Source organism: Paenibacillus validus NBRC 15382, from assembly GCF_004000985.1.
GTDB classification, from domain to species: Bacteria; Bacillota; Bacilli; order Paenibacillales; family NBRC-103111; genus Paenibacillus_G; species Paenibacillus_G validus.
This window is the reverse complement of the sequence record NZ_BIMH01000006.1, coordinates 142,206-162,231: the sequence shown is the minus strand read 5'-3', so window position 1 is coordinate 162,231 and position 20,026 is coordinate 142,206. Positions and strand designations below refer to the sequence as shown.

The window sequence follows — 20,026 nt, the reverse complement described above, 5'->3', positions numbered from 1 at the left end:
ACCGAATAGGTAGAAGGGGACGGAATACCATAGCTTCCACCCTTTATATATCAGGTAACCGGTTAAAATCGACAAATATTCAAAAGGAATGGAAATGAGTACGACTCCTATCAGATAAAAAAAGAAGTGCTGCACTTTTTTGGGCATAAAATTGAGGAAAATAAGGCCTATAGAAGGAGGCAGTAACGCTTGAAGGGGGAGATCGGCAAAATTCACCGTAGGCTCAACAAAATTATACAGATCCAAAATGAAACCGAATGAGAGATCGGTGTAAATGGTTAAGGCAGCCATCCAACCCCATGTGATATAAGCTGGTCAATAACATTTTAAACAACAAATACCGGTTATAAACGGCAGTCGGACAAAAAATTTGACAGAACCCTCATGATTGCTGTGAAAAAGTATAAATAATTGATTAAGCGCTGGATAAAATATGATTCGTTATATTGTAGGGTATGGAAATATTAGGTATAGTAGAAGTACAGATGAAGTCAACGACAAACGGCAAAATCATCGAAAGATGATGACGCAAAGCTATAGGGGCTAATTTGGACGAAGTCCAGAACGCTTGCCAGCTGCCGAAATGACGCCCGTTGACCATTGTGGATTAACGGAGGAGGAAATCGATGTTGGGAAAAGTAGACATGGAAGTTCAGCAGCTGGTTGATATGCTGCATCTCAATGTAGAGGAAATACTTCGTCAATTTCATTTTACCTTCGAAGGCAAGCGATTAACGGAAGCAGAGTCTATTCGCTTTATTATGTATCTGAGAGAGGAACTGGAAAAAAAGAACGACCCGCAAAGGTGACCGGAAACGGTCGCCTTGTTATTTGAAATGATCCTTTATTTCTTCGGAGTCTTTGTCTGTCATAACGGCTGCAAGCAGCTGTTCGATATCAAGCCCGAGTTTAATCCCGACTTTAATGATGTCTAATTCAGCGGCTACTAATTGGAAGTTTGAGCTATGCGGCACGATGATCATGACCTCCTGTAAACCTGTTTATAGTACTATTATAATGGAATAACGGGAAAAAGCTGTCGAAGAATGGCTGTACAAATCTAAAAAAATTCTGATCTTTATTTGACGCAAGTCTTCGCCTCTCGAAGTCCGCTCCCTGATCCTTTCAGTATGCTCCGTATGGAAGCCCAGCCTGAGCCGCTCCCAAGCAAACCATTGCGATAGAAAAGCTCGCCCCGTAGTCCGTCTGCATTGTAATGTCGGCACGTCTTTATCTATCAATCAAGGCGCCCGTCACAGCTCCCATTGGAGGGCGCTTCCGGCCGTTCTTCGGTATCTTTGCTTAATCCCCATGCTCCTGGATACGGTGCCGCGCAATGGAGTTAGCGGATCTGGAGGTTACAAGGTCTAAGGACTTTGTAGCCTTCTTTTTATTTCGCAGGCAAATCAACACAATATAGTATAATTTAAACTCAATTTCGATGAATTGTTTAATAATGGGAAAGAACCTATGATTAGGCTACAGGTGTTGGATTGAAGAATGAAAGCGCTGTATGGGTTTGGCGGAAATAAACGTTATTCATTTAAACATTGACAGAATAAAATGTAATAAAATAAAATAATATTAGATACAAAACAATAATAAATGAAAGGTTAGAGGTGATATGATATGAAAGCGCAATTAGTTCCCATGTACTTCAAGTCCGAAAGAAATAAAGAATTTGATGACCAGGTAAACAGGTTAAGAGAGATGCTGGCCGAGGAAGCCGAAATTTTAGAGCCAGTCGCGCTCGGCTCACCAATTCCCGAAGCGGATGCCGTTATTTTTCCGCAATTGGTGGGAGAAGCTTATCGAGAAATCGAACAGCTGAAAAAAATCAATAAGCCATTTCTGATTGTAACGTCGGAATTTGGAACGGTTGCGATGTGGGACTGGGAAATTATAACATTTTTTAAAGCGGAAGGTATCGAGACATTTGCTCCATATAGTCTTGATCTAACGAAAACCATTTGCCGGACTTTGGCTGTCAAAAGCCAGATGAGAGAGACGAAGTTTCTTATTTTTCAAGACAATCCGGGCGACGGGATGCAGGCTAGTATTTTCAAGCGTTTCTTTTGGTGGGAAGAAGAGTGTATCCGGCGAATTAAAGATAAATTCGGGATTACCGTCGTGAAAAAAAGCTTCAAGAAGCTTGCCCAGGATGCCAAAGATATTCCGGACACGGAAGCGGAACAGGTTCTTAAGGCATGGAATCATCATACGGAAGGCGTTGCACCCAGGGCGCTAAAAAACGCTGTGAAAATGTATATCGCTGTCAAGCAGGAAATTGAACTCGATGAAACGATCCGGGGTGTAGGCATGAACTGTCTGAACGAATCGTTCTATTCGGATACGACGCCTTGCATGACATGGAGCATGCTGTATGAAGAAAAAGGAGTCATGTGGGCTTGTGAAGGCGATATCATGTCGCTGCTTAACAAATTTATTCTACATAAGTCCTTGAAGGCGCCTGTCGTGATGAGTAACCTATACCCTTTCCTGGCTGGAATGGCAGCTATCAAGCATGAAAAGATAGACCAATTTCCTGATGTCGAAGAGCCTGAAAATCATATTCTGGTCGGCCATTGCGGCTATTTTGCTTGTATGCCCAGATCGTTTGCGTCAGAATGGACATTAAGGCCGAAGGTGCTGGGTATCGTGGATGAACAGGCAACGGCCATCGACGCGCGTTACCCGATCGGTGAAATTACGATTGCGGAACTGCATCCAACACTTGGAAAAATGCTGGTCGTCGAAGGCGCCCTGAAGGAATACGTCGGATATCCCGGTTCGGACTGCAGGAATGGCGCATTAATTCAAATTAACGACGGTCACAAGCTGATGAATGCGCTTTATTCGCACCACGGCATATTGATTCCGGGACATAAAAAGGTAGAGATGGATATGGTGCTTCGCGTGTTGGATATGCAGATCGAAGAAATCTAATTTTTATAAAAAATAGTGATTGACTAACAAATGACAATAAAATATAATAAAAACAAGAAAACAATAAGTAAAAATAAGATATAACGATAAAAGAGAACAGAGACGAACGCATTCGGAAAGGATGAATGAGAAGATGCTAGCAGCTATGTTGTATGGCCCCAAAGATTTGCGGCTGGAGGAAATTGCAGATCCGGTAATAACCGAGAATGAAGTGTTACTGGAGGTAAAGAAGGCTGCCATTTGCGGTACGGATGTCCGAATGTTTAATAACGGCTACGCCGGCATCAGCAGTGCTACGCCAAGAATTTTAGGACATGAGATGGCAGGTGTTATTAAACAGGTTGGAAAAAACGTAAAGAAGTATGAGCCTGGCATGAGAGTGACCGTGGCTCCTAATATGGGCTGCGGGATGTGCAGGCAGTGTGTAAGCGGCAATACTCATTTATGCAAGGAATATCAAGCTCTTGGCATCAATATTCATGGAGGCTTTACCCAATACGTGAAAATTCCCGAATCAGCGGTAAGGCAGGGGAACATTTGCGCGTTGGCGGATCATGTATCTTTCGAAGAAGCGGCTCTCGTTGAGCCTTTGGCATGTGTGTACAACGGGTTCCTGAAGGTGGATATTAAACCCGGGGATCACGTGCTGATCATCGGTGCCGGTCCCATCGGATTAATGCATGCCAAGCTGGCCAAGATGGCCGGAGCTTCTAAAGTCATTATGAATGATATTTCCGAAGAGCGGATGGCAATGTGCCGTCAGATTGACGATTTTATTATAACCGTGTCTTCTGACGACTTGAGGAATTACGTAGCTGACATCACGAATGGCGAAGGCGTAGAAGTCGTAATTACGGCCTGCCCGGTACCTCAAGTTCAAGCAAGCTCGCTTGAATTGGTGGCCATGAACGGAAGAATCAATTTCTTCGGCGGTCTTCCCAAAGAAAAGGAAATTGTTCCGTTGAACACCAACCTGATTCACTACAAACAAGTCATTGTAACAGGAAGTACAAGGTCGAGCATTTTGCAATATGTTCAAGCGCTTGATTTTGTTAAACACGGTTTGGTTGATGTAAAATCGCTGATTTCGGCTAATTTCAGCCTGGATCAAATCAATAACGCCTTCGATCACGCAACAAGAGGTATAGGCTTGAAAAATGTCATTTCCATCGGTTGATGGGCGTGTTACCCCTATCGGCAGTACTTTCATTTATATAAATTATACTGAGGAGTTGATTCGAAATGGCTTATGTAGTGAGAGGAAGAAACGATGTAGTGAATTTTCCGGTGGATGAGTGCCATGATGGTCAAGGGACGATTCTCGTCAGACAACTGCTGGGCTATGAACCGCTGCTCCCTGTTCCCGGAAATCCGGAAGATTTTGACTCGCTCATCAATTTTATGCATGAAACGACGCTGCCTATAGGCACAACAATCGGTTTGCACCCTCATGTGGGTAATGAAGAGATTTACTACGTTGTGGAAGGCAAAGGGGAAATGACGGTTGACGGAGACACGTTTGTTATGGATCCCGGCACCGCGTGTCTGACCAAAAGCGGAAGCAAGCATACCTTCCGGAACATTGGCGACTCCGATTTAAGAATTATTGTTATTGAAGCGGTATTTGACAAGAAAGATAAGAAGAGCAAACAGCATTAATACCGATTGATGAAGAAAGTGCTTAACGCCCTTTCTTTCATAACGCATGCGATGGATTGAAATTTCACAGGAGAGGTGTCCATTTGTGCAAGAGATCAATGTTGCGTTAATTGGTTATAACTTTATGGGGAAGGCACATAGCCATGCATTTGAGAATGTGCCGTTCTTCTTCGATCATGGCGTGAAGCCCGTCAAAAAAGTAATTGTCGGCAGAACGGAGCATTTGGTCAAGCAGGCGGCGGAAAGGTTCGGCTGGGAAGAATTTGCTACCGACTGGAGAGATGTAATTCATCGGGAAGACATCCACGTGATCGATATTGCAACGCCGACGTCTTCCCATATCGAAATCGCTCTTGAAGCGGCGAAAGCAGGGAAGCATATTTTTTGCGAGAAACCGTTAGCGATGGACGCTCATGAAGCGCACCGTATGTTTGAAGCTGCGGAACAAGCCGGAATTGTCCATATGCTGGGCCACAATTACCGGAGAGTACCGGCGATCGGGCTTGCCAAAAAGCTTATTCAGGATGGACGGCTGGGGGACATTCACCACTTCAGAGGCGTATATTTGCAGGATTGGCTGCTTGATCCTAACTTCCCTGCGAGCTGGAAGCTGAATAAGAAGGTTGCAGGGTCTGGGCCGCACGGGGATTTAAATGCGCACATCGTCGATTTGGCGAGATATTTGGTCGGAGAGATCGATAAAGTGGTCGGCATGGAGAAAACGTTTGTGGACAAACGCCCCAAGGTGAAAGTCGATGATCAATTAAGCTCCAAGCTAACGGCAAAAGGCGAAATGACGGAATATGAAGCGGTTACGGTTGACGATACGACAGCCTTCCTGGCTAAATTTAAAAACGGGGCGGTCGGAACTTTCGAAGCAACGAGATTTGCCGGCGGACGAAAAAATCATCAACGCATTGAAATTAACGGAAGCAAGGGATCGCTCGTCTTCGACTTTGAACGCATGAACGAATTGGAATTCTGGTCTAACGAAGATGATCTGGAAGTGCAAGGCTTTAGACGCATTATGGTGACGGAAGATGTTCATCCGTATATCAATGCCTGGTGGCCGCCGGGACATATCATCGGCTACCAAAACACATTTGTGAATGAATTTGCAGACTTCTTCAAAGCGATCAAGGATAAGCAGCAGGTGTATCCAAACTTTTACGATGGCGTGATGAACAATAAAGTGCTCGATGCGGTTACGAAATCGATTCAATCTCTAACATGGGAAAATGTTTAAGGGCGGGCTGTTCAAAGATTGATTGTAAGCGATTTCATTTCAATAGAAATTTCTGGAGGGTACGACTTTGAGAGTGAAAAAAAATTTTTCATTCATGATTTTATTAAGCACTCTGCTTCTGCTTAGCGCATGCTCCACTGAACCCGGGAGCAGTCCCGCGAATCATGCCGGCGCCTCGGCTTCGGAATCCGGCGGGACTCCGAAAACCGGCGAACCCGTAACCTTAAACAGCGTTTTCCTTGCTTCCACTTGGGGGACCAGCGTACAAGAATTAGCCAAGCAATATGAGAAAGAAACGGGAGTCAAAGTGAACGTCGAGCTGGTCGGACGCGATGTCATTTATCAGAAAATCGCCACGTCAATTGCCGGTAAAGCAAACTATGACCTTTTCAGCGTCGATTACAACTGGATCCCCGAGTTCGCGTCGCAAAACAGCCTCGTGCCCTTGGACGATATGATCAAAACGTATCATTTTGATACTTCCAAATTATTGCCGAAAGCTTTGGCCGCAGGACAATGGAACGGAAAAAACGGTTCTTTCGGCGAAGGCGGCACGATTTACGGTTTACCGCAAACGGTACATCCTCATTTGCTCTGGTACCGTTCGGATTTATTCAATAATGAGACCTTTAAGCAAGAATTTAAAGCCAAGTACGGATATGATTTGGCTCCTCCGAAAACGATGAAGGAATTCCGTGATGCGTCCGAATTTTTCAACGGCAAAGTCGTGGACGGGCAAAAAATATACGGTTGGGCGGCCCAGGCCAGCAAAGGGTTCGGGAATGTACATACGTGGCTGACCTTCCTTTATTCGAATGAGGGCGATGTATTTGACTGGAATACGATGAAATCGTCCTTGTCCACACCGGAGTCCATCGAAGCGACGAAAACCTGGGTCGATCTGCTGCAGTTTTCGCCTCCGGGCATTAATGATTATACGTTCGTCGAAGTGGCTTCCGACGCCGCTCAAGGCAGATTGGCTATGGCGATTCACTGGTCCTGGTCAGCATTTGAAGTCGATGATCCCACCAAGTCCAAAACGCTTGGGAAATGGGATTTCGCGCAAACGCCCGCTATGAAGAAATCCGTCGCCGATTATTCGTCCTGGCCTATGGTCATTCCGAAATCGTCGAAGAACTCCGATGAAGCCTTTAAATTTATGGCTTGGCTGGAGTCGAAAGAAAACGACGTGAACCAGGCCCTGCTGGGCGCAGGGGACCCGGTGCGTGAAGAATCGTACTCCGATCCCGCTTTAACCAACAAGCTAATCGACGGAACGAATGTCAAGCAATTCCGCCGTTACGATGCGCTTAAAGAGACGATGAAAACAACAAAAGCCCGTCCTTGGTTCCCTCAGGATGAGAAGTGGGAGACGACGGTATCCGAATACTTGAGCGCCGCTCAGCACAAACGCATGTCAGTCGAAGAGGCGTTGAAAAAAGCGGATGAAGCGGTTAATAAAATGATGAAATGATAAGTCCATGTTGGAAATCGATTGGAGGGGGACCCCCCTCCCCCTCCATTAGGAATCGGGAGAATAAATCATGAAAAAATTTGGATTGCGATACAGCGGGCCGTATTTGGCCATGGTCCCGGGCATGCTGCTGCTTCTTCTCTTTTCCGTCTACCCGACTGTTTTTCTATTCAAAATCAGTTTTCAGCAATACAGCCCCATCAGTGCGGTGAATCCGTTCATTGGATTGGATAACTATATCGATGTATTCCAGGATCACAATTTTTGGAATGCGCTCAAGGTGACATTTATTTTCGTAGTCAGCACGGTCATCCTGGAATTTGCCATCGGACTGGTATTGGCCGTTATATTGAATAGACTTACTTCGGGAGAACGATTTTATCAGTCCGTCGTGCTGCTTCCGATTGCCATGGCGCCTACGGTCGTCGGGCTGATGTTTCGGTTTATGATGAATGATCAATATGGAATTTTCAATTATTTTATAGAGCTGCTGGGCATGTCCAGAACCGCTTGGCTATCCGAACCGCATCTGGCGCTGCCTGCTTTAATTGTTACCGACATTTGGCAGTGGACGCCGTTTATGATGATTATTTTATTGGCAGGACTTAAAGGACTTCCGGATGAGCCTTATGAGGCGGCCATGATCGACGGCGCGTCCTCCTGGCAATCGTTCCGCTATATCACAATTCCGCAGTTGTCCAGAATTATTTATATCGCTTTATTGTTAAGGACGATTGATGCGATTCGAATTTACGACTCGATTTATATGATGACCAAGGGAGGCCCCATTAACGTTACTTCGACGATGAGCTGGATCGTGTATGACCGGGGGTTCAAATTTCTCGATTTCGGTTATGGTGCCGCCATATGTATCGTTCTCCTCGTGATTGTCGTCACCCTGCTGACGCTGGTTTTGAAAAAGTTTGATTTATTCGAAGTGGAGGGCAGATCATGAGGTCATCTCCGAGCAAGCCGGTCACCGTCCTGAATTACGCGGTCATTATAATCGCGATGCTCGTTTTTATTTTCCCTATAGTATGGATGGTTCTGACATCGCTGAAGCAGCAGGTCGACGCCTACGCCTCGGTGCCCAAATGGTTGTTTAAGGCTACCTTTTCCAACTATCAAACGGTGCTGTTTGAGCGGGACTTTATGAAATATTTGCTGAACAGCTTGTATATCTCTTTCCTCTCCACAGTGCTGGCTCTCTTGTTCGGAAGCGGTATCGCGTATCCGTACGCCAGATATCGTTTAAAAGGCGCGAAAAATGTCCTGTCCTGGATTTTGACGCTGCGTATCGTTCCGCCCATCGTAGCTATCCTGCCGATCTATCTCGTGTTCTCTAAATTAGGGCTGCTCGACACCTATACTTCGCTTATTTTAGTGTATACCTTCATGAATCTGCCGCTGGCCGTTTGGCTGTTATACGGCTTTTATAAAGATGTGCCCGGGGAAATCGAGGAGTCCGCGCTGGTGGATGGATGCAACCGCTTTACGGCGTTTGTTCGCGTTATTTTCCCGATTATCGGGCCTGGTCTCGTGTCTACGGGCTTGTTATCGTTTATTTTTTCCTGGAATGAATTTTTGTTCGCCAATTTGTTGTCCGGTTCCACGGTAAGGACTGCGCCTGTCGGACTTAATGAATATGCGACGCCCGTCAGCGTGCTGTGGGGACAAATCGGAGCGGCAGGAACGATGATCGTCTTGCCGGTCGCGATCATCACGATCATCCTGCAGCGCAAAATGGTGCGGGGACTTACGATGGGGGCTGTCAAAGGTTAGCACCAAGCAACGCCGTTATTGCGGCTTGCTTGCTAAAATAATGCTCATGCTGAAGGAGACGTTGAAAATGAGAGCCGTAATTTTACCTGGAAAAAAAGAAGTTCAAGTCGTCGACCGTCCGAAACCTGTGCCGGGGGACGGCCAAGTCTTGGTCCGCATGCGTGCATCGGCGATTTGCCGAAGCGATATGAGTCTGTACTACGGCGGGAAGCCGCTCGTAGGCGGGGAAGCGGCCAAGACAGGCACCATCATTCCCGGCCATGAGCCTGCGGGCGATGTCGTCGAGATCGGTCCGGGGGTTAGAGGGCTGCAGCCCGGAGACCGCGTCGCCGTCTATCTGGCCATTGGCTGCGGGCATTGCACGTACTGCCTGAGCGGTTATTTATCCTTGTGTTCGCAGTGGAAATGTGTCGGTTTTGACGTGGACGGCGGAGATGCCGATTATATGGTCGTCCCGGCGCAAAATTGTCTGAAGCTTCCCGATCCGATGTCTTATGAAACGGGCGCTCTTCTGCTGGACAATATGGGGACTCAATATCACGCGCAAAAAACGTTGGGCGTATCCGGCAACGATACGTTAGCGATTTTCGGTCTGGGACCGATGGGCAGCGCCGGGGTATTGATTGCAAAAGCGCGTGGAGCCCGAGTCATCGCCGTCGACGTACTCGATTCCAGGCTTGAAATGGCCAAAGAATTGGGAGCGGATGTCGTCATTAACAGTACGAAAGAAGATGCGGTAGAAGTTTTGCGCGAATTGACGCATGGCGAAGGGGTAGATAAGGCGATTGACAGCTCGGGGAACCCTGCCGCCCAGAACGCCGCTCTGGATAGCGTGCGTAAGATGGGGTCCGTTGCTTTGATCGGCGAGACGAGTGCGACTACGATAAATCCAAGCGAACAAATGATCCGGAAATTATTGAAAGTGTACGGTATTTGGATTCACCCGATTTGGATGTTCGAGGAAATCGCCAACTTTGTTATCGACCATAACATTCCGGTGGACCGGTATATTACCCATAGATTTAATATTGAACAGGCTGCCGAAGCCTTCCGCCTGTTTGATGAACGAGTCACGGATAAAGCCGTCTTTGTCTGGGATTGACCTGCCCGGAAAGGAAAGGCATTTTCCTTGAAGACGCATGCGCTGCCCCCGGAAGTCGTGAATTTGATAGGACCCGGCTCATCGTTTGATATCGGGGGCAGCCCGTGTACGCTAAACCATATTGGAAGGGACTGCTTGTCTACATGACCCAAACCCAATTTTTTATCGGGATCGATATCGGTACTCAGGGAACCAAGGTCTCTTTAGTTAATGATGGAGGCAGCATCGTAACGAATTCATTTGTGCCCTCGAATCTGATACGCCTGGACCACGGGATTGTCGAACAAATGCCTGAAGAAATGTTCGCTTCTGTCGTAGACGGGATGACCGAAGTGATGAAACGCTCGGGTGTCGAGCCCGGCCAAGTCGCTGCCATCGGCCTGGATGGACAGATGGCCGGCATTATGGGGATCGATCGCGATTGGAATGCGGTAACACCGTATGATTCATGGCTGGATACCCGATGCGAGAAATATATGCCCCTGATTAAAGAATGGGGGGAAGAGCCGTTTATCCGGATTACGGGCTGCCCGGTTACGTATGCTCACGGCCCCAAGGTGTTATGGTGGAAGCACGAAAGGCCGGAAACTTATCGTAAAATTGAAAAATTTGTCCTTCCGACAGCTTATGTTGCGGGGCGTTTGGCGGGGCTTAAAGCGGATAACGCTTTTATAGACTATACCCATCTGCATTTTTCCGGCTTCAGTGACGTCTCGAATCATTCGTGGTCGGACGATTTGCTCGATGCTTTCCAGGTCAGCAAAGACAAGATGCCCCGCATTGTCAATCCGTGGGACGTCATTGGATATTTATCCAAATGTTATGCCGACAAGTGCGGTTTACTGGAGGGCACTCCGATCGTGGCCGGTTGCGGGGATACCGCTGCTACCATTCTCGGAGCCGGCATTACGACCAAAGGCGCCATTCTGGATGTGGCGGGAACCGCGTCTGTGTTAAGCTGCTGCGTAGATGAATATAAGCCGGATGTGAATACGAAAACATTAATTTACGCGCGCTCCGTCATTCCCGGGCTATGGAATCCGCTAGCTTATATCAACGGGGGAGGGCAATGTTTGGCGTGGTTTAGAGACCTCCTTGCAGCGCAGGAAGGGAGCCTCCCGTTCGATGAATTAAATGCGCAGGCGGCTCATGTAAGGGTGGGAAGCGACGGGATTTTTTTTATTCCTCATTTTGCCGGAAGAGCTTGTCCCAACAATCCCTTCTTGAGAGGCAGCTGGCTTGGACTCAATTGGTCGCATCGTAACGGCCACATGTACCGGTCGATTCTCGAATCGATTGCTTACGAATATCAAGGTTATTTGGCTACGCTGAAACAGTTGATTCCAGGTCTTCACTTCACCCATGTCAATGTCGTCGGAGGCGGGGCCAAGAGCGAGCTGTTCAACTCGATCAAAGCCGATGTAATGAACGTGCCCTATACGACGCTAAACAACAGCGACACGGCTACAGTTGCGACTGCCGTCATTGCGGGGTATGGCGTCGGGTTCTATCCGGATATCGCGGATACGATGAACCGCATGGTTTATCCCCATAGCACGGTGGCGCCTAACCCTCACCATATAACGAATTACCAAAGCTATGCAGATTGTTATCACATGCTTGTTGAAAAATTAACGCCCATTTATAAGGCCATGGATGAAGGACGTGGTACGTTTGGCCATTCACACCGTGTTAGGTCCGATTCATAACGAGCAATTAGGTTTTTGCCATAGCCATGAACATTTATTTATTGCGGACGGGCAGCCGGCCCGTGTCAATGCGGCTCTGCGAATTGACGATATCGCCTTAACGATTCAAGAGCTGCTGCTGTTTAAGGAGGTTGGGGGACGCAGCCTTGTAGATGCTCAGCCTCTGGGATGCGGCAGGATGGAGAAGTCCCTGGTCTTGGCAGCCCAGGAGACGGACACCCATATCGTGGCCTCCACGGGATTTCACAAGATGATATTTTACCCGTCGGAGCATTGGATTCACACCTATGATGAAGCTGCGCTATACGAGGTGTTTGTGCACGAATTAACCGTCGGCATGTACACGGGAACCGATCGCGGAGAGCCGAATGATTTCATTGATGCGCAAGCCGGGGTCATTAAGACGGCGATCGATGAGGAACGGATACAAGATCCCGAGAAGAAATGGTTTCGTGCCGCCGCCAGGGCCGCGGTTGAAACAGGCGCCCCTCTGTTATGCCATACCGAATCCTGTGTCCAAGCCGTTCAGTTGGTCGACTTGTACCGGACGGAGGGCGTGCCGGCGAATCAAATCATCGTCTGTCATTTAGACCGCAATCTGGGCCAGCTTGAAATTCATAAACAGCTGGCTGATCTTGGCGTATATCTGGAATACGATACGATCGGCAGATACAAGTATCATAGCGACGAAGAGGAAGCGGATTTAATCAGGCATATGGTGGAAAGCGGATATGAGGATCTTATTTTATTAGGACTGGATACGACCCGTCATCGGTTGCGAAGTTACGGCGGGACGATCGGGTTAGATCATCTTTCGCGCCGGTTTTTGCCGTTATTACAGCAATATGGAGTACCGGAAGCGGCCGTTCGTAAAATGATGGTACATAATCCGGCTCAAGCGTTTGATATCAAATGAGGATGTGAATGGACATGAACCGGAAGGTTCTGATCACCCCCCGTTCCTTCGGGAAGAGCAGCTCCGAGCCGTTGGACAGGTTGAAGGATCAAGGCTATGAAATTGTGATGAACCCATATGGAAGAATCATGAGCAAATCGGAAATGATCCCGCTTATGCATGATATTGACGGCATCATCCTTGGGGTCGATCCTTTGGACAAAGAGGTGCTGCAGCACGCCCCCAACCTTAAAGTGATTTCGAAGTATGGGGTAGGAACGGACAATATTGATTTGGACTATGCCAGGGAGCGGGGAATTCCGGTTACGGTTACTGCCGGAGCCAATAAGGAAGCGGTTGCCGATTATGCCATGGCTTTAATGCTGGGCGTCGCCAGAAGAGTGCCGATGATTGACAAGGCATGCAAGAAATCGAATTGGGGCAAAACGACGACAATTGACATGTGGGGAAAGACACTGGGTTTAATCGGCCTTGGCCATATCGGTAAAGGAGTTGCGATCAGAGCGAACGGCTTTCATATGAAGGTGCTGGCCTATGATGCTATTAAAGATGAAGCCTATGCGAAGCAGCATCAGATTCAATATGTATCCCTGGAAACGCTGATCAGGGAGTCGGATTTTATCAGCATGCATTTGCCGTTAAACGAGAACACCCGCCATATCATCAGCTATCCACAGTTTGAAATGATGAAAAAAACGGCGGTGCTTGTAAACACGGCGCGTGGCGGTTTAATCGATGAAGAAGCGTTGGTTCACGCCTTGCAAGAAAATAAAATTTGGGGCGCGGGCATAGACGTATTCGAACAAGAGCCTCCAAGCCATAAATCGTTTTTCGAACTGGACAATATCATCATCGGCTCACATTGTGCCGCATCTACTTATGAGGCGATCCATGAAATGGGAATGATGGCTACAGCCAACCTCATCCATTATCTGTAGAAAAAACTAGAGGTGATGGCAATTGTGCTAAGCGATAATAACGGACATTTGTTTGCCGACGAAAGAAAAGACCGGATTCTGCAGCTGATTGAAACCCGGGACAAAATATCCGTACCGGAATTGGTGCGGCAATTTAACGTATCTCCGGCCACGATTCGAAATGATTTAAGGGAATTGGAGCAGTTAGGCTTATTAAGAAGAATACACGGCGGAGCTCTTTCGATGGATGTGCCTACGGTCGGTTTTGAAAAAGGAAATGAAATGAAGAACCAGAAATTTCTGAATCAAAAGCACTCCATTGCCAAAAAAGCAATGGAGTTTATTGAAGACGGGGATGTCATTGTGTTAGATGCAGGGACGACGTCCATAGAACTGGCCAGGCTGATTCATAAACGAAGCAATATTACGGTAGTCGTCAACGATCTGGATATTGCGGAATGTTTCGAAGGGGTTGACGGCATTCAAGTTCTGGTCATCGGCGGCATCGTAAGGAAAAAATTTCATTGCACGGTCGGCCCCTTCGCCACAAAAATATTGAACGAGTTAATTGTCGACAAAGTATTCCTGTCCACGAATAGCTTCAGCCTCGAGAAAGGGTGTACGACACCGGATGTCAGCCAAGCGGAAATTAAACATACGATGGCGAAAATCGCCTCGAAAGTGATCGTGCTTTGCGACAGCAGTAAAATCGGCGCCAATTCCTTTGTGCAGTTTGTTCCGATCACGGAGATCGATGTGCTGATCACCGACCACCACATCGAGGAACACATTTTGCAGAAACTCGAAGAATCCGGAATTGAGATTATCGTGGCAAAGGGGAGTTAGGTGCAGCGGTTCCGTGCTAAGTGACAATAACCTTAATCCCCAGGCTTGTTGCTTGCTCCAAGTCGCTTTGCGCGATCCCTTGATCGGTGACGAGCGTTGTAATTTCGGACGCAGAAGCAAAATGGACAAATGAGGTTTTGCCTATTTTGCTGCTGTCGCATAATAAGATGGCTTCATTGGAAATTTCCACGAATTTCTTTTTGATTTCGGCCTGGTTAATATCCGGTGTGGTGCATCCGCGATTGAAGCTGAATCCGTTGGCAGCCAGAAAGACTTTATCCACATTGATTTCAGACAACATTTTTAAAGCGAAAGGACCGACGGTTGACCTGAATTTTTTCCGTAAATTTCCGCCAATGAGAACGACCTGGATATTCGGATAGTCTTCCAGGCATCTGGCAATATCGATGTCGTTGACGATGACGGTTATATTCATGTTTGTTAACATTTTGGCCAATTCCAACGTCGTTGTCCCCGTATCCAGGATGATGATATCGCCTTCTTCAATAAAGTCTAAAGCCGCCTTGGCTATTAATCTTTTTTGTTCGATATGTTCTACCATTTTTTGTTGATAAAACGGTTCAAAGCCTACTTTAGGCGTCTCGATGGAAATGGCCCCGCCGTGCGTTCTTTTAATGAGCTTCAGCGTCTCCAAATCGCGAAGATCATTACGTATCGTGGCAGGAGAAACTTTAAAATGCTGAACCAGCTCGGGAACGAGGACTTTTCCCTTTGTATTGATGAGCTTAACAATTTCATTTTTTCTTTCTTCTGAAAAAAGACTGTTGGAGTCGTTATCGAGTTCTTTCACATTCATCATCCTTTATTGTTGATATGTACATTTATTTTACCATTATAACAGCCAATAAAAAAGAATCTTTTAATTATTTTCATTTCTATTCTCTTATTTAGTATAAACACTCTCGGCACAGCGTATTCCATTTATAGAATAGATAAGGAGAAAAATCCTATGAATCCTAAGCAGAACGTGATTAATAAAATTCATCAAACCGGTATTGTTAGCGTCGTCAGGTCCGAAACTAAAGAACAAGCTTACCGAACGATTGAGGCATGCCTGGCAGGCGGCATCTCGGCCATCGAAGTCACGTTTACGGTTCCGAATGCACATCACATCGTTGAAGATTTGGCGGGCAAGTATTCGCACGATGAAATGATACTGGGAGCAGGCACCGTATTAGATGCGGAAACCGCAAGAATTGCCATTCTGTCGGGAGCCCAATATATCGTCATGCCTTACTTCAACCAAGACGTTGTCCGCATGTGCAACCGGTATGCCATTCCTTGCATGCCCGGGGTCATGACCATCAAAGAAGTAATCGAGGCTATGGAATCCGGGGTGGAGATCATGAAGCTGTTCCCCGGCGAACTGTTCGGTCCAAGCATGATTAAGTCGATTAAGGGGCCTCTTCCCCAGGCTCAACTGATGCCTACCGGCGGAGTGGATCTGGATAACGTCGGCGAATGGCTGGAGGCCGGGGCGATCGCGGTTGGAATCGGGAGTCATTTGACGCGCGGAGCGCTGCGCGGGGATTACGCTTCGGTAACCGAGATCGGGAAAAAGTTTGTTGAAAAAGTAAGGGAAACGAGAAACAAAATGAAAACAAAAAATCGTTGACATGATACATAACAATAAAATATAATAATATATGAGAACGAAAGATAGAAATAAAAAGGAGTGGAGAGCTTGAGAAATACAGAAATTGGAGTATGCGTGATCGGTTCCGGCAGAGCCGGGATGATACACGCCGCCAACTTTAGAAGAAATGTACCTCACGCATCTTTAGTCGCCGTGGTTGATCCGAATGAAGCCGTGGCGAAGCAGGCTGCCGAAAGTCTGGGCATTGATACTTATTATACCGATTATAAAGAAGCACTAAAAAGCGATAATATCGATGCGGTTATCGTCGTAACGCCAACTATTTTTCATAGAGATATCGTCGTAGCGGCAGCCGAAGCGGGTAAACATGTTTTTTGCGAAAAGCCGATGGCCATGAACGCTAACGAATGCGGGGATATGATAGCCGCAGCGAAGAGGAATAAGGTGAAACTTCAGATCGGGTTTATGCGCAGATTTAACGATAGCTTTATTCAAGCCAAAGAGGAAATAGACAGCGGGGCAATCGGAGACGTCGTGCTGGTTCGTTCCTTGACCCGGGGACCCAGCATTCCGCAGCCGTGGATGTACGATCTTTCAAAAAGCAACGGCCCGCTGGCCGAGGTTAACAGCCATGATATCGATACGCTGAACTGGTTTGTCGACGCCGATATAGAAAGCGTATTTGCCCTTGCCGGCAATTTCAGATGCCCGCAAGCGCAGGCGGAATTTCCCGATTTCTATGATAACGTGGTGCTAACCGCCAGGTTTGAGAATCAGAAGCAGGGGATGATCGATGGAGCGGTATCCGTCAAATATGGCTATGATTCCCGTGTGGAGATTCTTGGAACGGAAGGCGTCATATTCATTGGTCAAGTGCATGAGAAGACCATCGTAACGGCCAATCGGAACGGGTTGACCCGTCCTGTGATGAACAGCTGGAGAACGTTGTTCAGCGATGCGTATTTGGCGGAGGATGTGCATTTTATCGAGTGCATACTCGAAGATAAGGAACCTAAAGTATCCGGGAATGACGGGAAAAAGGCTGTCATGGTCGTCAATGCGGGCAATCAGTCCATTAAGGAAAGAAAAGAAATCCTGTTATCTTCCGTATTAGCGGTAAAAGCGTAATTCCATTTATCTTCCCATGAAAAGGAGATTAACAAGATGATCCTGCCTGCAAAAGCGACCCAGCCTACGATGTATTTTATCGGCGTGACCACGACGCAATCTTCAATTATGAAGCTGTTCCCCTTATGGGCGAGAGAGCTTGGACTGAAAGATGCGGTCATTAAAGGGATTGATATCGACATTCATGCCGACCCAGAGCAGTACCGCGAGTGTGTCCGATTCATTAAAGAGGACCCCCTGTCGTTAGGCGCGCTGGTCACTACACATAAGATCGATTTATATCACGCCGCCCGGGATTTGTTTGATTACCTGGATCCTTACGCGACGATGTTCGATGAAATTTCATCGATTTCCAAACAAGACGGCAGGTTGGAGGGGTATGCCAAAGACCCGATCTCCAGCGGTCTGTCTATGGAAGCCTTCATTCCGGTTAACTACTGGAAGCGTCACGGCGGCGAAGCGCTGATTATGGGAGCCGGCGGAAGCGCACTGGCCATCAGCTCTTATTTAACCAGAGCGGATCACGGCGACGATGTTCCTTCCAAGATCATCATCAGCAACCGGAGCGAAGCGAGGCTGTTATCGGCTGAGAAATTGCTAAGCAACATCGATACGAAAGTAAAGTTTGAATATGTGTTATGTCCAAATCCGGCGGATAACGACAGGCTGCTGAAAGCTCTGAAGCCCCGGTCCCTCGTCATTAATGCGACGGGATTGGGCAAAGACCGGCCCGGATCGCCGTTAACCGACCCATGCGAGTTTCCGGAGCACAGCCTGGTTTGGGAATTGAATTACCGCGGAGAATTGGATTTCATGCATCAGGCGCTGAAGCAAAAGGAACAGAAGCAGCTTCATGTCGAAGACGGCTGGATTTATTTTATTCATGGATGGACGCAAGTCATTGCGGAAGTGTTTCATATGGACATCAAGGGCGATACGTTCGACAAGCTGGAAAGCATTGCGATGGACTTGAGAACGGTAAAATAAATCGGGAGGGTGAGCAGGTACATGGAGAATCTCGAGCAATACTTACAACCATTTTCCGTTTATTTCAGCTTAAACAACGGGTTATCCGATACCAAAGCTTCGATAAAAAGAAATTTGTCCAAAATGAAGGGGATGTACGCGAACGAGCACGCTTATGAAGCGATGACGGTAAACGCCGACCCTCTCATTTACGAGTTTCATGAGTTGGGTGTGCCGGAGAAACCGGGCAATCTTGCCTTTGGAACGAGTATCGTCTATCCGGGTAAAGTGGGCGATGAATATTATATGACCAAGGGACATTTTCATACGATTTTGGATACGGCCGAGGTGTATTACTGCCTGGGCGGTAAAGGTTATATGCTGATGGAGAGCCCGGAAGGCGATTGGGCTGCCGAGCCATTCACGCCGGGGAAAGCGGTGTACGTACCTGGAAGGTACGCGCATCGAAGCATCAATACCGGGACCGAACCCCTGATCACGTTTTATGTGTTTCGGGCGGATGCCGGGCATGATTATGGAACGATTGAAAGCAAAGGGTTCAGGAAGATCGTGATCGAGCAAGCAGGGGAAGCCGCAATTGTAGATAATCCGAAGTGGAATAACTAACCCTGCTGCGTGTTGAATTTCTATTTATTATTATTTATTCCACAATATATTATAATTTGTTCTCAATTTTAGTGAATTGTTTTCATTTGTAGAGATGTTATGATGGATTTAAAGATATCGACAACAAATTTACGGTTTGGGGAGGTTCTCATGAAATTCGGTGCCAGCACGTTCATTTGGGCATCACCCTTTTCACCTGAAACGTTCCATTTGGTTGATAAAGTGAAGGCGTTTGGCTTCGACATTTTAGAAATTTGCATCGAGGACCCACGGACGATTCCGGCAGCGGAAACCCGTGCGTACATGGAGGCGCGGGGCATCCAAGCACTCGTATGCGGGGCTTTCGGCCCGAATCGGGACATCAGCTCCGAGGATAGCCATGTCCGGGAAGAAGGGCTGGCCTACATCAGAACATGTGTGGACTTCGCCGTACAGCTGGGCTCGCCCTTAGTTTCAGGCCCGATGTACGCCGCTACCGGAAAAACAAGGCTGCTCACACCGGCGGAAAAAAAGCAGCAGCTGGAGTGGACGGTTGAGAACTTAAAGGCGGCGGCTGATTATGCCGGAGAGAAGGGCGTCAAGCTTGCGATCGAACCTTTAAACCGTTTCGAGACCGATCTGATCAATACCGTGGAGCAGGGTGTGAATTTGCTTGAAAGGGTGAATCATAGCAACGTCGGCTTTCTGCTGGATACGTTCCACATGAATCTTGAAGAGAAGAGCATTGGCGATGCGATCCGCGCAGCGGGAAAGCACATCTTGAATTTCCATTCTTGCGAGAATGACAGGGGGATTCCGGGAACAGGCCATATTCCCTGGGAAGAAGTTTCGAAGGCCTTGCAAGATATTCAATATGACGGCTATGTCGTCATTGAGGCATTCACGACGGACATCAAAGAAATTGCCAGAGCGGTTTCCCAATGGAGACCGCTGGCAAGCTCGCAGGATGCAATAGCAGCGGAAGGGATTACATTCTTGAAGAGCGTATTGCGATAACCTGCCAAAGTCAAAGAAAACTGAAAGCGTTCACAGCAAGCGGCAAGCGTCTAATGATAAGGAGCGTAATGAGCACAAAGAAAGGTATCGGGAG

Annotated in this window: 20 protein-coding genes and 1 riboswitch; of the genes, 18 read left to right on the top strand and 2 right to left on the bottom strand. The window is 47.4% G+C overall.

Annotated elements, in window-relative coordinates:
- The first annotated feature begins 493 nt into the window (after positions 1-493).
- Positions 494-583: riboswitch (cyclic di-GMP riboswitch) on the top strand.
- Positions 584-626: 43 nt separating this feature from the next.
- Entirely contained in the window at positions 627-809 is a 183-nt protein-coding gene (locus PVA01S_RS06995; protein WP_127606289.1) for a hypothetical protein, read from the top strand.
- An 18-nt stretch (positions 810-827) separates the two neighbouring features.
- On the opposite strand, the gene PVA01S_RS26515 is transcribed toward PVA01S_RS06995, so the two are convergent.
- Entirely contained in the window at positions 828-974 is a 147-nt protein-coding gene (locus PVA01S_RS26515) for a hypothetical protein (RefSeq protein ID WP_155614774.1), read from the bottom strand.
- A 655-nt stretch (positions 975-1,629) separates the two neighbouring features.
- Here PVA01S_RS26515 and PVA01S_RS06990 point away from each other — a divergent pair.
- The 12 genes from PVA01S_RS06990 to PVA01S_RS06935 all read left to right on the top strand — a co-directional run bounded on the left by PVA01S_RS06990 (position 1,630) and on the right by PVA01S_RS06935 (position 14,597).
- Positions 1,630-2,946, top strand: a complete 1,317-nt coding sequence (locus PVA01S_RS06990) for a hypothetical protein (protein ID WP_127606287.1) — start codon at positions 1,630-1,632, stop codon at positions 2,944-2,946.
- Between the two features lie 121 nt (positions 2,947-3,067).
- On the top strand, positions 3,068-4,123 hold the full coding sequence (locus tag PVA01S_RS06985) for a zinc-dependent dehydrogenase (RefSeq protein ID WP_230876127.1): 1,056 nt from the start codon (positions 3,068-3,070) through the stop codon (positions 4,121-4,123).
- Between the two features lie 65 nt (positions 4,124-4,188).
- Positions 4,189-4,605, top strand: coding sequence for a cupin domain-containing protein (locus tag PVA01S_RS06980; protein ID WP_127606286.1), 417 nt, complete (start codon positions 4,189-4,191; stop codon positions 4,603-4,605).
- 85 nt (positions 4,606-4,690) lie between these two features.
- Positions 4,691-5,851, top strand: coding sequence for a Gfo/Idh/MocA family protein (locus PVA01S_RS06975; protein ID WP_127606284.1), 1,161 nt, complete (start codon positions 4,691-4,693; stop codon positions 5,849-5,851).
- Positions 5,852-5,924: 73 nt separating this feature from the next.
- Positions 5,925-7,325 (top strand): ABC transporter substrate-binding protein, encoded by a 1,401-nt coding sequence (locus PVA01S_RS06970; protein WP_244932922.1) that lies wholly within the window; start codon positions 5,925-5,927, stop codon positions 7,323-7,325.
- Between the two features lie 70 nt (positions 7,326-7,395).
- Positions 7,396-8,280 carry a carbohydrate ABC transporter permease gene (locus PVA01S_RS06965; RefSeq protein ID WP_127606280.1) on the top strand — a complete coding sequence of 295 codons (885 nt, stop codon included), beginning with the start codon at positions 7,396-7,398 and terminating at the stop codon, positions 8,278-8,280.
- On the top strand, positions 8,277-9,107 hold the full coding sequence (locus tag PVA01S_RS06960) for a carbohydrate ABC transporter permease (protein ID WP_127606278.1): 831 nt from the start codon (positions 8,277-8,279) through the stop codon (positions 9,105-9,107). The genes PVA01S_RS06965 and PVA01S_RS06960 overlap by 4 nt, the downstream gene beginning before the upstream one ends.
- Before the next feature lie 67 nt (positions 9,108-9,174).
- The gene (locus PVA01S_RS06955; RefSeq protein ID WP_127606276.1) at positions 9,175-10,209 is read left to right on the top strand and encodes a zinc-dependent alcohol dehydrogenase family protein; all 1,035 of its coding nucleotides are present in this window, start codon (positions 9,175-9,177) and stop codon (positions 10,207-10,209) included.
- Between the two features lie 104 nt (positions 10,210-10,313).
- The gene (locus tag PVA01S_RS06950; protein ID WP_127606275.1) at positions 10,314-11,918 is read left to right on the top strand and encodes a xylulokinase; all 1,605 of its coding nucleotides are present in this window, start codon (positions 10,314-10,316) and stop codon (positions 11,916-11,918) included.
- Positions 11,866-12,834 carry a phosphotriesterase family protein gene (locus PVA01S_RS06945; RefSeq protein WP_127606274.1) on the top strand — a complete coding sequence of 323 codons (969 nt, stop codon included), beginning with the start codon at positions 11,866-11,868 and terminating at the stop codon, positions 12,832-12,834. The genes PVA01S_RS06950 and PVA01S_RS06945 overlap by 53 nt, the downstream gene beginning before the upstream one ends.
- A gap of 14 nt (positions 12,835-12,848) precedes the next feature.
- On the top strand, positions 12,849-13,772 hold the full coding sequence (locus PVA01S_RS06940) for a phosphoglycerate dehydrogenase (protein WP_127606272.1): 924 nt from the start codon (positions 12,849-12,851) through the stop codon (positions 13,770-13,772).
- A 24-nt stretch (positions 13,773-13,796) separates the two neighbouring features.
- The gene (locus PVA01S_RS06935; RefSeq protein ID WP_164751758.1) at positions 13,797-14,597 is read left to right on the top strand and encodes a DeoR/GlpR family DNA-binding transcription regulator; all 801 of its coding nucleotides are present in this window, start codon (positions 13,797-13,799) and stop codon (positions 14,595-14,597) included.
- 16 nt (positions 14,598-14,613) lie between these two features.
- On the opposite strand, the gene PVA01S_RS06930 is transcribed toward PVA01S_RS06935, so the two are convergent.
- Positions 14,614-15,408, bottom strand: coding sequence for a DeoR/GlpR family DNA-binding transcription regulator (locus PVA01S_RS06930; RefSeq protein WP_236595969.1), 795 nt, complete (start codon positions 15,406-15,408; stop codon positions 14,614-14,616).
- Positions 15,409-15,567: 159 nt separating this feature from the next.
- Between PVA01S_RS06930 and PVA01S_RS06925 the strand changes: the two genes are divergently transcribed.
- From PVA01S_RS06925 to PVA01S_RS06905, 5 genes are all read left to right on the top strand, one after another.
- The gene (locus PVA01S_RS06925) at positions 15,568-16,233 is read left to right on the top strand and encodes a bifunctional 2-keto-4-hydroxyglutarate aldolase/2-keto-3-deoxy-6-phosphogluconate aldolase (protein WP_127606266.1); all 666 of its coding nucleotides are present in this window, start codon (positions 15,568-15,570) and stop codon (positions 16,231-16,233) included.
- A 69-nt stretch (positions 16,234-16,302) separates the two neighbouring features.
- The gene (locus tag PVA01S_RS06920) at positions 16,303-17,343 is read left to right on the top strand and encodes a Gfo/Idh/MocA family oxidoreductase (protein WP_127606264.1); all 1,041 of its coding nucleotides are present in this window, start codon (positions 16,303-16,305) and stop codon (positions 17,341-17,343) included.
- Between the two features lie 36 nt (positions 17,344-17,379).
- Positions 17,380-18,330, top strand: a complete 951-nt coding sequence (locus PVA01S_RS06915) for a shikimate dehydrogenase family protein (RefSeq protein ID WP_127606262.1) — start codon at positions 17,380-17,382, stop codon at positions 18,328-18,330.
- A gap of 21 nt (positions 18,331-18,351) precedes the next feature.
- Positions 18,352-18,936: a glucose-6-phosphate isomerase gene (locus PVA01S_RS06910; protein ID WP_127606261.1), complete on the top strand. Its 585-nt coding sequence runs from the start codon at positions 18,352-18,354 to the stop codon at positions 18,934-18,936.
- 150 nt (positions 18,937-19,086) lie between these two features.
- A complete protein-coding gene (locus PVA01S_RS06905) occupies positions 19,087-19,932 on the top strand; it encodes a sugar phosphate isomerase/epimerase family protein (RefSeq protein WP_127606259.1) in 846 nt (281 codons plus the stop codon).
- The last annotated feature ends 94 nt before the right edge of the window (positions 19,933-20,026 follow it).